This is a genomic window from Niallia sp. Sow4_A1 (genome assembly GCF_052116745.1).
GTDB classification, from domain to species: Bacteria; Bacillota; Bacilli; order Bacillales; family Cytobacillaceae; genus Niallia; species Niallia hominis.
On record NZ_JBQKKM010000006.1, the window covers coordinates 58,814 to 71,950 of the forward strand.

The following is a 13,137-nucleotide window of genomic DNA, read 5'->3' on the forward strand; positions in this document are numbered from 1 at the left end:
TACAGAATAATATCCAGTAAACTTCCAAGGCTAACTTCCCGGAAATGACAAAATGTATCTTAAATGACTATTGTTGGACAAGCAATTATTACTATCAAAAAAAACTATGTCAAATTTATACGCACAGTATGTATGGTGCCCATTTTCAAAGCACTACTTTCATCTTAATAGAATAACAAAAAAAATTTTTTCGGCATCACAGGTAATACATATTTATATGTTACTAGAAAGAAGTACTTATTTTTGATTTGAATGGAGGTGTTTCTGGCATGCGTAAATTGTCAGATGAATTATTGATCGAGTCTTACCATAAAGCTAGGGAACTTAATTTAAGCCCTGAATTTATTCGTCTCATCGAAACTGAAATTCACCGACGTTCTTTAAACAACAAGATAAAAGTTTCCTCTTGATTATGTGACAAAGAATAATGATAAAACTATATATACACTTTAAAGCAGCCCTTTCAATTAGGCTGTTTTTTTATTTACGCTACATAAAAGTTACTATATCTATATAAAATACAAAATGGCAGCAGAAAACACCTTGCTTTGGTAAACAAAGAAAAAGCAAAGTGACTCATACTTAGCCATTAATTTTGAAAGATTAGTCTATACTTCTTTTCTCATTTCCCCAATAATCTCTCCTATTTTAACCGGATATGGCATAGAAGGAAAGTCTTTCTGTATAAAAGTATTTTTTTCAAATAGTAAAACAACTGTAGAACCGAAAGAAAAATAAGCCATTTCCTCTCCCTGTACTAAGTGCTCTTTATGATGACTTAATATAATCGAGTTAATAAACATCGCCCCAACTTTCACCATACAAATGCCATTTCCTTCTTCGGTCTTAATTTCAGTTATAGACCGATAATTCCGAGATAGAGTTGATTTCCCCCACTTTAAGCCATATTTATTAACAGGATACGATTTATTTCCAAGAGTCCAACGTTTTATCACTATACCTGTTGCAGGACAATGAATTCGATGATAATGACTTGGACTTAAATAAAAAATAAGATAAGTTCCTCCAACATATTTTTTAACTATTTTTTCGTCTCCAAGCATATCATAAACAGAATACGTTTTTCCTTTCACGATAATGGATTGATCGCTCTTTACTTTTCCGATATCTTCAATGACTGCATCAACAGGACTAATGATCTCTCCTGCAACGGCATCTATTTTTCGACTATTAGCTTTTAATTTTCTAATAAAGAATTCATGTAATGAACGGTATTCATTTAACTGTTTTTCCATTTCACCTATATTTATTTGATATACCTTTGCAAAGGAAGGAATCATATAACGGCTCCATTTAGAATAGGCAAATTTCTTAATTAAAGCGGAGCTCCATCTTCCATTCGTTAGTTCGATACAATGGCGATATACTCTTTCTTTCAACGAAGCAATCCTCCAATAAATAAAATTTTTCTTTACGAATATTCATATACTACATTAAAATTATATATGATTATATTAAAAATAGTTGTATGAAATTCATTTCATACTGGGAGTGAATATAAATGTTTTTACATGAAGTCTTAGAACAAACGATGAAGAAGATTAAAACACAATTAGCTAATGTATTAACTTTAACAAATATTTCTTTAGGTGCTTTGGCAATTATTTATAGTTTAAAGGGACATCTACAATTAAGTCTATTATTAATTTTTATTGCAGCATTAGCAGATCGCCTGGATGGAATGACAGCAAGAAAATTTAATATTGAATCAGAACTAGGCAAACAGCTTGATTCGATGAGTGATATTATTTCATTTGGAGTAGCGCCAGCACTATTAGTATATCAAGGAGTTCTATTTGAATTTGGAGCACCAGGATCATTTTTTACAGTCCTTTATATTGTGTGTGGAGCTTTTCGCTTAGCTAGATTTAATATAACAGAAAGTCATGGTTATTTTACAGGCTTACCAATAACAGCTGCTGGTTGTATCCTGACCTTTAGCTGTCTATGGCTCGCATATCTGCCACTTCATATTTATTTATTCCTCATGCTAATCCTTTCTGTATTAATGATTGGAAATTTTAGATGGAGAAAAATTTAACTACACTTACAACGCATTATTTTATTTAAAAAAAAACTAGGACCTCATAAAGTAGCTATAACCAAGCTAGATTTATGAGGTCTCTTTATTTTGAAAATGCTTATTCTGATTTGCTTAGATCAAATTCATTCATTTGTTAGCTCCAAAAATTCTTCTACATCATTTATACAAAGCTGAATAGCACTGTTCCAAAAATCTTCTTTTGTTAAATCAACTTGTAAATGTTTATAAGCCAGTTCTTCTACTGTCATACTTGCTGTATCCCTTAATAGTGAAATATACTTATCCTCATAACCTTTTCCTTCCTCTAATGCTTTTGCATAGATCCCAAGAGAAAATAGAAAACCAAATGTATAAGGAAAATTATAAAAAGGTACCCCTGTTATAAAGAAGTGTAATTTTGAAGCCCAGAAAGAAGGATGATATTCGGATAGAGCATCTCCATATGCTTCTTTTTGCGCAGCCAACATTAGTGTGTTTAGTTGCTCCTTAGAAACTTGTCCGTTTTGTCTTTCTTCATAATATTTTGTTTCGAATAGAAAACGAGCATGAATATTCATTAATAATGCAATAGAACGCTGTATTTTATCTTCAAGTAATACTAGCTTTTCTTCTTCCGTGGACGCAGCTTTCACAGCCGCATCTGAAACAATCATCTCTGCAAATGTAGAGGCTGTTTCTGCAACATTCATTGCATAATTCCTATTTAATGTATGCATATCTCTCATCGCAAAAGTATGAAAACCATGACCTAGCTCATGGGCTAAGGTTGAGACATTTGATGGAGTACCAGAATATGTCATAAAGATGCGTGATTGGGCACTTTCTGGAAAATAAGTATGGAATCCTCCAGGTCGTTTTCCTTTTCGATCTTCTGCTTCAATCCATCTATCTTCAAATGCCTTTTTTGCAAAAATAGCCATCTCTGTTCCGAATTGTTCAAAGTGCTTAATAATAAAGTCAGCACCCTCCTGATAAGACATTTTTGTTTCTACCTTACCTAGCGGTGCATCCAGATCATACCAACTCAGCTTTTCTAACCCTAACAGTTTTGCTTTTCTTTCCAAGAACTGCACAAAAGGCTGTTTCTTTTTAGAAATGGCACTCCACATTGCTTGCAGTGTTTTTTCTTGCATGCGATTCATGTCTAACGGTTCTTTTAGAAAGTTATTCCACCCTCTCATTCCATAAACATTTAATCGAAATCCAGCTAAATGGTTTAATGTTTTTGCGAGAACTTCTCCATGAGCATCCCATGCCTTTTCCCATTCTGAAAACACCCTTTTACGAACCGAACGATCTGGACTAGAAAATTTATTTGCAGCTTGTCCAATAGATAGTTTTTCCTCTTGAAAAGGAATCTGGATTTTTCCAACAATCGTATCATACATTTGGCCCCAACCATAATATCCATCAACACTTAGTTTATTTATAAGCGTTTCTTCTGCTTCAGATAATTTCTCATTAGCTGCAGTTCTTCTTTCTGACAGGACAAAATAAAGTTGTTCTAATTCATTTCCTTTGAATAAGGAATCCCATTCCATGTCACTATATAAGGATAATTTCCCGTCCAGAATAGTTAATACATTTTGAAAGGTTGCACTTAATTCGGTTACTCTCCCTCTTAATGCGCTCGCCTCTTTATCCTCCATATTTTGTGCCTCTAAACAACTTACGAAGGCACCTGCCTGTCTTACTTTTTTTACAACAATTTCAAATTGTTCCACAATTTGTTGCAAAGCATCGCCGTCCATCGCTTCTTTCAATGGCTCAAATTTATGTACATATGATGATAATTTAGCTATTTCATCCATTGATATCGCTAAGTGCTCTCTAAACTTGGGAGAATGGCTTCCTCCAGGAAATAATCCATCTAAATCCCATGTTTCTTGATAGGCTATTCTACTCATTATTCTATTAGCTCCTTTCTTAGTAACTACTATGCTATTATAGTTCGAATATCGGAATATTTCCATTCTTTCTTAAGAATCGTAAATAAAGTAAAATTTCCATCAATGGGAATTTCTTTCTTCCCCATTGATGGTTAATACGATGACTGTTTCCGAAGATTTTCGGGGCTCTTTCCATTTTCTCTTATCCTTCATGCTTATTAACGAAAGTAGCCACCAAATACCCAAACACCCCAAAAAAGAATGATAACAATAAACAGAATAATTAAGAATGCATACCAGACACCACTGGAACCTCCATATACGCCTCCGTATGCAGCATAAGGTGCTCCAAATCCATATCCAACTGGAGTTGGTCCTACTCCTCCAAGTGGAACAGCTGGTGGTATTTGATTCGGGTATCCATAACCAACCATTAATATTCCTCCTCTCTTCTATAAAATATTCTTTATTTGTACCCAATGTTTTAGGCAATTGTCCTATTTTCTAATGATTTTCCTCTATCACAAAAATTGCTTTATATATTCACTAATTCTCCTATACTAATTAGAAAGATAAGTCGAAAAACCTGCATCTTCTGCCTTTGCAGCCAATTGCTCGGCATTATTTCTACTGCTAAAGGCTCCAATTTGTACAATATAGAGGTTATTTCGAAATAGAACGGCTGTTTCAAATCCTTTTTCACTTGCTTGTGCTGCTAGGTTATCCGCATTTACTTTTTCTGAAAATGCACCAATTTGCACACGGTATATTGGCTTAGATTGCTTTTTTGTTAATGAAAATGCTTTTTCTAAACCAAGGACATGACCTCTAGCAATTTTCACAATAAAATTGCTTTCTTTTAGGCGGTTAGCATCTGACGTTGTATCGATAAAACCATTTTCTGTTAATAATGCAGGCATACGTGTTTCTCTTAACACATAGAAATTTGCACGCTTCCTTCCTCTATCAATAAAGCCTGTATCAGCAACTACTTGCTCATGAATTAATTCTTGATAAGTTGTTGTAGGTTCACCAATCCCTGGATATATATAGCTTTCAAAGCCTGTTCCACCACCAGCATTTATATGAATAGAAAGATAAAAATCAGCATTCCAGTTATTAGCCGCCTCTGTTCTTTCTGACAAGCTCACTGTAGCATCTCCCGTACGACTCATTCGAATAGCAATATCTTCATATTCGTTTTGAAGTATAAGATTGATTTCTTGTGCAACCATTAATGTGATATTTTTTTCTAGTAATCCATTTCCTACTGCACCAGAATCAGAGCCACCATGACCTGGATCGATAAAAATTTTTACCATACTTTTCACCACCTTTCTAATAGTATAGAAAGGTGGTGAAAAATCGCTTGTTTGAAAGCCTAAGTATTATGAAAAAGTAGATAGTTAGTAACATAATCAAGATGACTTCATCGAATGTATGATTAAAATAGTATAACTTCTTTTTCTGTATTCTCAATATATTTTACTTCATAAATATTTCCTTTTATATCGCAATAATAAATAGATTTACTGATATTATTATCCTCTTCACCAAAACTGATAAAAATAATATATTTCACTAATCCTTCCTGTAAACCTTCAGAATCTACCGTGTCAAATTTTGACATATATTGATAGTTTGAGACGGGATACAAATCAAATCTCCATACAGTATTATTGTACAATTCTCCTCTTATTTCTTGATAGTTCCTACCTAGAATGGAGTTGACGTCTGCTTTTGTTTGCATATTTCTAACCATATCTTTTATCTCAGAAATAGTTACAATCGTTTGATCTTGCTGATTACTTGCTATAAGTTCATTTTTTTCATGATTCGGTCCATTAGTAAGGATAGATAGCAATAGTGAGATAACTAGCAGCAGCCTCCTAAACACCAATCTTCAACCCCTTCCGTTAGCTCTAACCCTTTTGAAAGAAACATTTATATTTCATTTATATTACAATTATTATAAAATATTTACACGATTTGAAGATTATTTGTTTATTCTTCTTTTCAAGCTAGATGCTTAGCCTCCAGTCTTTCAATAATAGTAAGGCATGTACTTTTTACGATATGATATTTTATAGATAAAAATGATTAAATTTTCCAGTTCTAAAAAACTCCTTCGTTTCTTGTTCGCATACTTCTAAAGGACATGCATACAATGAAATGGAAGGAGGAGATTAATTGTGAAAAAAATCTCTTTTATATTGGTTATTGTACTTCTTGCTTTTATTGCATACATAGAAACCCCAACGGCCAGCATCAATAAAAATCAGGTTCTCTTTTATAGTCCAACAAATGAAGATCAAGAGGTTTCAAGTAATACAGATGAAATATTCGGTGCACCCGAACTGGAATACAAATTAGAAGAGACGAAAGAAGAGGATGGCTTTATTGTAGAGGTTTATCGTGAATATGAGATTTATAAAAATCGGCAGGGCGATATAGTAAAAACCGTAGCTACAGATAATACAGAGTTTATCCACTATGTGAAATATTAAGGATTAGAAAAAGCACCTAGTCATAGATTTATCCAATGACTTTAGATGCTTCTTCTAGCCTTCTATTTTCCTATTACTTTCTTTTTACAATTTCAAGCTAATGAAAAAAATTTACCCTCATAAGAATGCACCTTTTTATAACATCCTTATGTATAAACGCTAATCATTTTTGCGCTTTTTTTCCTTTTCTGCTCGGTAAAACTCATGAAACATTTTCATCAAAGCTCTTTTTTCAATCCGAGAAACATAGCTTCTTGAAATTCCTAGTTCTTTCGCAATTTCTCGTTGTGTTTTTTCCTTCTTTAAATCGAGTCCAAATCTTCCAATGATTACTTCTTTCTCTCTTTCATCTAACACATCAATATATTCTTTCACTTTTTCAAGCTCCATATTCAACTGAATAGTATTTACTACATCTTCTGATTCTGATTTCAAAACATCAATGAGGCTAATCTCGTTTCCTTCTTTATCCTGACCAATGGGGTCATGCAGGGATACATCCTTTTTTGTTTTTTTCAGTGCTCTTAAATGCATTAGGATTTCATTTTCTATACACCGAGCCGCATAAGTAGCCAATTTCGTCCCTTTTCCCTCTGAAAAGCTTTCTATCCCTTTTATAAGACCGATGGTTCCAATCGAAATTAGATCCTCTGAATCTTCACCTGTATTTTCAAATTTTTTCACAATATGGGCAACTAAGCGCAAGTTATGCTCTATTAACATATTTCTTGCATGGGAATCTCCTTCAGCCATCAACCTTAAATATTTTTTTTCATCACTCGCTGATAATGGTTGGGGAAATGCGTTATTTTTTACATAGGAAACAAGGAATACTAATTCTTTTAATAAAGCTCCAAGCGACAATAAGATTCCGGACATCTTTCCACCTCCACATTCAAGGACATTTGCCTATACTTCATTACTATGTAAATAGGGAGTAGGTCTTGCATGTCCACGTGACAATAAACTTAGGAAAATCTATTTTATTTTAGTTTATTTCTAAGCAATTATGGGTAATATCTGGAGCATCTCATCAAAGAAGACAAATACCTAAATCTTTATTTCCAAAACAAAAGGGACATTAGAATTATTTTCCAAATATTTTAAATTAATTACTAAATTCTCGCTTATTCCTTGTATAATATATATTGATAGCTTTTTCTATTACATGGGGGTGAGCCAAGATGGATACGAAATATTTAGATTTACTTACAGAAAAGTATGATTCAGAAGAGAAAGTGGTAACTGAAATAATAAACCTTGACGCCATACTGAACCTTCCGAAAGGGACAGAGCATTTTGTCAGTGACCTGCATGGTGAGTATCATGCCTTTCAACATGTTTTAAGAAATGGTTCAGGAAATGTGAAAGAAAAAATTCGTGATTTATTTAAAGAAGAGCTTTCCAAAGCCGAAATCGATGAATTTGCCACATTGGTTTATTATCCAGAAGAAAAACTAAAAAGAGTAGTTAATTCATTTATACATACATATGAACTGGATGCCTGGTATGCAGATACAATCGAAAGAATGATTCGATTAGTATCATATGCATCTTCCAAATATACAAATTCAAAAGTTCGAAAAGCATTACCACCACAATTTGTTTATATTATTGAAGAATTATTGTATGAAAAAAATGAATTGAATAATAAAACGGATTATTATTCAAGCATCATTAACAGAATCATTTCATTAGGACAAGCAAATAAATTAATTATTGGACTAGCTTATACCATACAAAGACTCGTTGTCGATCATTTACATGTAGTAGGCGATATATATGACCGGGGTCCCTATCCTGACAAAATAATGGAAACATTAATGGACTACCATTCAGTTGATATTCAATGGGGAAATCATGACGTATTATGGATCGGTGCATTTGCTGGATCAAAAGTATGTCTTGCTAATATTATTCGAATATGTGCGAGATACGATAATTTAGATATTATCGAGGATGCATATGGAATCAATTTGCGCCCTCTCTTAAACTTAGCAAATAAATATTATAAAGATAATAAAGCTTTCCGCCCAAAAATGAATGCAAAAAAAGAAGAGAATACAGAAGAAAATATATTACAAATTACCAAAATTCATCAAGCTATATCTATCATTCAATTTAAATTGGAAATGCCTATTATTAAAAGACGCCCTGATTTTCAAATGCATCATCGTCTTTTACTAGAAAAAATTGATTATGAAACGAACACAATTAATTTTAATGAAAAAATTTTCTCATTAGAAAATACTTGCTTTAATACAATCAATCCAGAAGATCCCTCTCTTCTTTTAAAAGAAGAAGAACAAGTCATAAATAAACTGCTTTTTTCGATACAGCATTCAGAAAAGCTCGCGAGACATATACACTTTTTAATGAACAAAGGAAGTCTTTATTTAAAATACAATAGTAATTTATTAATCCATGGCTGTATTCCTTTAAATGAGGACGGTTCAATGAAAACGATGCAAATAGATGGGAAAGAGTATAGAGGAAAAGAATTGTTTGATTTATTTGAATCCTATTTACGCTATAGCTTCAATCATCCAGAAATAACTGATGACTTTGCTACAGATTTAGTTTGGTATTTATGGACTGGCGAGAATTCCTCCTTATTTGGCAAAAAAGATATGACTACGTTTGAGCGATATTTTATAAATGAGAAAGAGACACATAAAGAAAAAAAGAATGCCTATTATTTTTTGCGAGAACAAGAAGATATTTGCCGCAATATATTGCAGGAGTTCGGATTAAATCCTGACCAGGGGCATATCATTAACGGACATACTCCTGTTGCTGAAATAAATGGGGAAAATCCAATTAAGGCAAATGGAAAAATGATTGTTATTGATGGCGGGTTCTCCAAAGCATATCAATCAAAAACAGGAATTGCGGGGTATACCTTATTATACAATTCTTACGGAATGCAATTAGTTGCACATAAACGGTTTACTTCCAAAGAGGATGTACTCGAAAATGGTACAGATGTATTATCTGTAAAAAGAGTTGTTGATAGGGAGCTTCAACGGAAAAAGGTATTAGAAACCAATGTTGGAGAAAAGTTATTGGAGCAAATGAACGATTTAAATCAGTTATTGGAATATCGCTATATAAAAAAATAAAAAGACACAAACAATCAGTGGATTTCCTTATTCACTGATTGTTTGTTGTTTTAACAGAAATTGTTGCACAGTTTGGCCTACTATGTTTTCTCTATAAGTTCCCTCGTTAGTCAGTATCTTTATCTGCCCATAAGATTGATTGTCGACACTGCAGGATAATTAAAAACATCTTTCTTCCACCTCTCGTTCTTATCTTAATTTTTATAAAAAGCGTACTGCAGACAATTGCTTTCTTCTATTCTCTTCCATTATTTCCTCAATAATTTGTTGATGTCGTATTTCTTCTTCTGTCATCTGTTTTTGATGAATAGTAATTGTAAAAAATAGCATATTTAACGTCATTTCCTTTCACTCCTTATACATTTTTAGTAATTGTTATGGGAAAAGTACCCAGAACGAATCTGTTTTGTTTTTGTTTCTTCATACATTTGCTCAATTTCCTGTAAATGAGCATGTTCTTCGTTTGTCATCTTTTTAAAGTGAATCGTTATTGTTATAAAGAATATACTTAAGGTCATTTCTTCACCTCCTAAGAGAGCACTTTTTATAACCCATTTCTTAAATAGCCTACTTCGTCGAGTTTTCTACGATTTTCCTCGATTCTTTTTTTCATTTCCATTTCTTGCATCCAATCAGCATCTGTATACTGCTTTTTCTTAATCGTAACCGTTAGAAAAATTAGATTTAATGTCATTTCCTTTACACCTCTCTTTAATCAATTATTACCATAAATGTAATTTTTTTCTCGTGAGCGCACAAAAAAACCGCAAATAGACCTATCTGCGGTTTAAAAATAGACATAATAAAACCGCAGGACACGACTACCCTGCGGTTGGATATTTTCTAGTTAGACTAAACTAAGATAAAATTTCCCATTCCGAAGTGGTTGAATTCGTGTATATTGCATATTCAATTACTAGTACACTGTTTAATTCTGGTAAAAATCTTTCCATTTTATTCAACCTCCTTAGAATTTTTTTATCTCACATTGGTAATTATATCCTCCAATGCCAGCTTTGTAAACCTTTTTTTAAAATTTAGACGGCTACCCACAGTTATTTAGTGATTTCTCCTATTTTTGTTTAATCTTTTCAAACAGACAAGGAGGCTGAGACATAAGCATTTCAACCAACAACAAACACGAACTATAACGTAATTAAATTACAAAAAAGTTCGTGTTTGTTTTTTTAGAAAAAGGTTTAAAAACGAAGTGAAATGGAGCGAAGGACGCTCGACTCCTGCGGGAAGTAGAGGAAAGGCTGAGACCCCGCAGCGCAGCGAGGAGGCTCAGCTTCCTCCCCGCGGAAAGCGAGCGTCTGTAGCGCAGTGGAACGACTGAGTTTTTACACTTAACTATATTAAAAAACATAGATAACCATCAGAAAGTAGCTTTATTTAAGAGCTAAATTAAAGATTGTTCGTCTTTAAAGACTAGTTATTTAGTTTTGTCCCAGCCCCTTTTTATTTTTAAATTATTGTAGTGCTTGCTTTAAATCCTCGATTAAATCTTCTACATCCTCTAGTCCAACAGAAATTCTTACAAGACCATCAGTTATCCCAAGCTCTGCTCTTCTTTCTGCTGGGATTGAAGCATGTGTCATCCTTGCCGGAACAGAGATTAAACTTTCTACAGCCCCTAAGCTTTCTGCTAGGGTGAAGAACTTGACTTTCTTTAAAAGCTTATCAGCGTTTTCTGCACTTCCAACATCAAAGCTAACCATGCCTCCAAAACCTAGTGCTTGCTTCTTGCTTATTTCATGATTTGGATGTGTGCTTAGACCTGGATAATATACCTTTGAAATGGCAGGATGTTCTTCTAAAAATGAGACAATTTGCTTTGTATTGCTTTCATGTTCCTCCATACGTATTCCAAGTGTTTTCATCCCTCTGATAAGAAGCCAAGAATCATTTGGTCCTAATACACCGCCTGTTGAATTTTGAACAAAATGAAGATCTTCTCCTAATTTTTCATCTTTAACGACTACCAATCCAGAGACGACATCACTATGTCCACCTAAATACTTTGTTGCACTATGAAGCACGATATCCGCCCCTAGTGTTAATGGTGTTTGCCAATATGGCGTAGAGAATGTATTATCTACAATCGTAAATAAGCCATTTTCTTTCGCAACATGAGAAGTTGCCTCGATGTCTGTTATTTTTAATAACGGATTGGTTGGGGTTTCGATATACAAAGCAACTGTATTTTCTTTTATTGCTTCTTTTATATTGATAATATCACTGGTATCAACAAAACTTGCCTCGATACCAAACTTATTTAATACCTTTGTCATTACTCGGAAAGTTCCACCATAAACATCGTCTGTTAATAATATATGGTCACCCTTTTTAAATAGCATCATGACCGCAGTAATAGCTGCCATACCGGAACTAAAAGCAAAACCTCTTGTTCCTTCTTCTAAATCCTTAATGAGTTCTTCTAATGCATGACGAGTTGGATTACCAGTTCTGGAATATTCAAATCCTTTATGGTTTCCAATACCGTCCTGTTTATAAGTACTCACTTGATAGATAGGAACATTTACTGCGCCAGTATGTGGATCACTTGGAACTCCACCATGTATTAATTTTGTTTTTCTTTTCATTTAAATTCCTCCCTCAAATATTTTTTTGCTTATATAACGATCACTAGAATCTGGAAAAACCACCACGATATTGCTACCACTTCTTGCTTTCTTCGCTACTTGAACAGCTGCATAAAGAGCTGCGCCTGAAGAACTACCGACAAGTAAACCTTCCTTTTCGGCAGCAAGCTTTACATAATGAAAAGCATCTGAATCTGAAACCGTATAGATTTGGTCAAAAAATTTTCGATCGATAAAATCTGGCAGAAATTCCATTCCAATTCCTTCTGTTTTATGGGGTCCACTTTGTCCACCGTTTAAAATAGAGCCTTCTGGTTCTACTATTACTGACTTAACAGCTGGATTTTGGTCTTTTAAATATCGAGCCGTTCCCATAAAGGTACCACCCGTTCCGGCTCCGGCGACAAATATATCGACTTGATGATTTAATTGCTCCCAAATTTCTGGCCCTAGCGTTTTATAATACGTATTTGGATTCACTTCATTTTCGAATTGTCCTGGGATATAAGAATTAGGAATTTCTTGATGCAATTCCTTTGCCTTTTCTATTGCACCACTCATTCCTAATGAGGTTGGTGTATGAATAATTTCTGCTCCCAATGCCTTCATAATTGCTTGTTTTTCCATACTAAATTTTTCTGGTACACAAACCATTACTTTTACTCCTGTATTTAAGGCTGCTAGTGCCAGCCCAATTCCTGTATTCCCTGCAGTAGGTTCAATAATCGTTCCACCTTTAGTTAGCTTTCCACTTTGTAATGCTTCTTGAATTAATTCATAGCCTAATCGATCTTTAATACTTCCACCAGGATTATAATATTCTAACTTCGCAAATAACCGAACACTTTTAGGTAATGGAAAATTTGTCAGTTCCACAATAGGTGTATGGCCAATTAATTGATGTACATTTTGATAAACATTCAAACTCTACACCCCCTATTTTATTCT

Annotated in this window: 15 protein-coding genes; 4 read left to right on the plus strand and 11 right to left on the minus strand. The window is 33.7% G+C overall.

Features of this window, described 5'->3' with window-relative positions; translation table 11 throughout:
- Positions 1 to 269 precede the first annotated feature (269 nt).
- Entirely contained in the window at positions 270 to 410 is a 141-nt protein-coding gene (locus ACTQ5K_RS05130; protein WP_048719030.1) for a sporulation histidine kinase inhibitor Sda, read from the plus strand.
- Between the two features lie 198 nt (positions 411 to 608).
- Here ACTQ5K_RS05130 and ACTQ5K_RS05135 read toward each other — a convergent pair whose 3' ends face one another.
- A complete protein-coding gene (locus ACTQ5K_RS05135) occupies positions 609 to 1,400 on the minus strand; it encodes a phosphatidylserine decarboxylase (protein ID WP_251627494.1) in 792 nt (263 codons plus the stop codon).
- 122 nt (positions 1,401 to 1,522) lie between these two features.
- Here ACTQ5K_RS05135 and pssA point away from each other — a divergent pair, with 122 nt between their 5' ends.
- Positions 1,523 to 2,062 (plus strand): CDP-diacylglycerol--serine O-phosphatidyltransferase, encoded by a 540-nt coding sequence (gene pssA, locus ACTQ5K_RS05140; protein WP_235247943.1) that lies wholly within the window; start codon positions 1,523 to 1,525, stop codon positions 2,060 to 2,062.
- Positions 2,063 to 2,187: 125 nt separating this feature from the next.
- Here pssA and ACTQ5K_RS05145 read toward each other — a convergent pair whose 3' ends face one another.
- The 4 genes from ACTQ5K_RS05145 to ACTQ5K_RS05160 all read right to left on the minus strand — a co-directional run bounded on the left by ACTQ5K_RS05145 (position 2,188) and on the right by ACTQ5K_RS05160 (position 5,851).
- Positions 2,188 to 3,972 carry a M3 family oligoendopeptidase gene (locus ACTQ5K_RS05145; protein ID WP_031536565.1) on the minus strand — a complete coding sequence of 595 codons (1,785 nt, stop codon included), beginning with the start codon at positions 3,970 to 3,972 and terminating at the stop codon, positions 2,188 to 2,190.
- A 200-nt stretch (positions 3,973 to 4,172) separates the two neighbouring features.
- Positions 4,173 to 4,388 carry a hypothetical protein gene (locus ACTQ5K_RS05150; RefSeq protein WP_031538904.1) on the minus strand — a complete coding sequence of 72 codons (216 nt, stop codon included), beginning with the start codon at positions 4,386 to 4,388 and terminating at the stop codon, positions 4,173 to 4,175.
- Positions 4,389 to 4,514: 126 nt separating this feature from the next.
- Positions 4,515 to 5,276 carry an N-acetylmuramoyl-L-alanine amidase gene (locus ACTQ5K_RS05155; protein WP_235247933.1) on the minus strand — a complete coding sequence of 254 codons (762 nt, stop codon included), beginning with the start codon at positions 5,274 to 5,276 and terminating at the stop codon, positions 4,515 to 4,517.
- Between the two features lie 122 nt (positions 5,277 to 5,398).
- The gene (locus ACTQ5K_RS05160) at positions 5,399 to 5,851 is read right to left on the minus strand and encodes a hypothetical protein (protein WP_251627493.1); all 453 of its coding nucleotides are present in this window, start codon (positions 5,849 to 5,851) and stop codon (positions 5,399 to 5,401) included.
- A gap of 295 nt (positions 5,852 to 6,146) precedes the next feature.
- On the opposite strand from ACTQ5K_RS05160, the gene ACTQ5K_RS05165 reads away from it, so the two are divergent.
- Positions 6,147 to 6,461 carry a hypothetical protein gene (locus ACTQ5K_RS05165; RefSeq protein WP_031538901.1) on the plus strand — a complete coding sequence of 105 codons (315 nt, stop codon included), beginning with the start codon at positions 6,147 to 6,149 and terminating at the stop codon, positions 6,459 to 6,461.
- 159 nt (positions 6,462 to 6,620) lie between these two features.
- On the opposite strand, the gene sigK is transcribed toward ACTQ5K_RS05165, so the two are convergent.
- Entirely contained in the window at positions 6,621 to 7,340 is a 720-nt protein-coding gene (sigK, locus tag ACTQ5K_RS05170; RefSeq protein ID WP_031538899.1) for an RNA polymerase sporulation sigma factor SigK, read from the minus strand.
- Between the two features lie 305 nt (positions 7,341 to 7,645).
- Between sigK and ACTQ5K_RS05175 the strand changes: the two genes are divergently transcribed.
- Positions 7,646 to 9,583 carry a fructose-bisphosphatase class III gene (locus ACTQ5K_RS05175; RefSeq protein ID WP_031538897.1) on the plus strand — a complete coding sequence of 646 codons (1,938 nt, stop codon included), beginning with the start codon at positions 7,646 to 7,648 and terminating at the stop codon, positions 9,581 to 9,583.
- Positions 9,584 to 9,784: 201 nt separating this feature from the next.
- Here the strand turns inward: ACTQ5K_RS05175 and ACTQ5K_RS05180 are convergent, their stop codons facing one another.
- From ACTQ5K_RS05180 to cysK, 5 genes are all read right to left on the minus strand, one after another.
- Positions 9,785 to 9,925 (minus strand): YrzI family small protein, encoded by a 141-nt coding sequence (locus ACTQ5K_RS05180; RefSeq protein ID WP_081836693.1) that lies wholly within the window; start codon positions 9,923 to 9,925, stop codon positions 9,785 to 9,787.
- A gap of 23 nt (positions 9,926 to 9,948) precedes the next feature.
- Positions 9,949 to 10,101: a YrzI family small protein gene (locus ACTQ5K_RS05185; protein WP_235247931.1), complete on the minus strand. Its 153-nt coding sequence runs from the start codon at positions 10,099 to 10,101 to the stop codon at positions 9,949 to 9,951.
- Between the two features lie 26 nt (positions 10,102 to 10,127).
- Entirely contained in the window at positions 10,128 to 10,277 is a 150-nt protein-coding gene (locus ACTQ5K_RS05190) for a YrzI family small protein (protein WP_251627491.1), read from the minus strand.
- A 778-nt stretch (positions 10,278 to 11,055) separates the two neighbouring features.
- Positions 11,056 to 12,189, minus strand: coding sequence for a bifunctional cystathionine gamma-lyase/homocysteine desulfhydrase (locus tag ACTQ5K_RS05195; protein ID WP_251627490.1), 1,134 nt, complete (start codon positions 12,187 to 12,189; stop codon positions 11,056 to 11,058).
- Complete coding sequence (cysK, locus tag ACTQ5K_RS05200) at positions 12,190 to 13,113, minus strand: cysteine synthase A (RefSeq protein WP_441993769.1); 924 nt, start codon at positions 13,111 to 13,113, stop codon at positions 12,190 to 12,192.
- Positions 13,114 to 13,137: the final 24 nt, after the last annotated feature.

Excerpts from the sequence above, each read along its gene's own strand:
- ACTQ5K_RS05130 (WP_048719030.1), top strand. The coding sequence starts at position 270 with ATGCGTAAATTGTCAGATGAATTATTGATCGAGTCTTACCATAAAGCT.
- pssA (WP_235247943.1), top strand. The coding sequence starts at position 1,523 with ATGTTTTTACATGAAGTCTTAGAACAAACGATGAAGAAGATTAAAACA.
- ACTQ5K_RS05145 (WP_031536565.1), bottom strand. The coding sequence starts at position 3,972 with ATGAGTAGAATAGCCTATCAAGAAACATGGGATTTAGATGGATTATTT.
- ACTQ5K_RS05150 (WP_031538904.1), bottom strand. The coding sequence starts at position 4,388 with ATGGTTGGTTATGGATACCCGAATCAAATACCACCAGCTGTTCCACTT.
- ACTQ5K_RS05155 (WP_235247933.1), bottom strand. The coding sequence starts at position 5,276 with ATGGTAAAAATTTTTATCGATCCAGGTCATGGTGGCTCTGATTCTGGT.
- sigK (WP_031538899.1), bottom strand. The coding sequence starts at position 7,340 with ATGTCCGGAATCTTATTGTCGCTTGGAGCTTTATTAAAAGAATTAGTA.
- ACTQ5K_RS05175 (WP_031538897.1), top strand. The coding sequence starts at position 7,646 with ATGGATACGAAATATTTAGATTTACTTACAGAAAAGTATGATTCAGAA.
- ACTQ5K_RS05180 (WP_081836693.1), bottom strand. The coding sequence starts at position 9,925 with ATGACGTTAAATATGCTATTTTTTACAATTACTATTCATCAAAAACAG.
- ACTQ5K_RS05185 (WP_235247931.1), bottom strand. The coding sequence starts at position 10,101 with ATGACCTTAAGTATATTCTTTATAACAATAACGATTCACTTTAAAAAG.
- ACTQ5K_RS05190 (WP_251627491.1), bottom strand. The coding sequence starts at position 10,277 with ATGACATTAAATCTAATTTTTCTAACGGTTACGATTAAGAAAAAGCAG.
- ACTQ5K_RS05195 (WP_251627490.1), bottom strand. The coding sequence starts at position 12,189 with ATGAAAAGAAAAACAAAATTAATACATGGTGGAGTTCCAAGTGATCCA.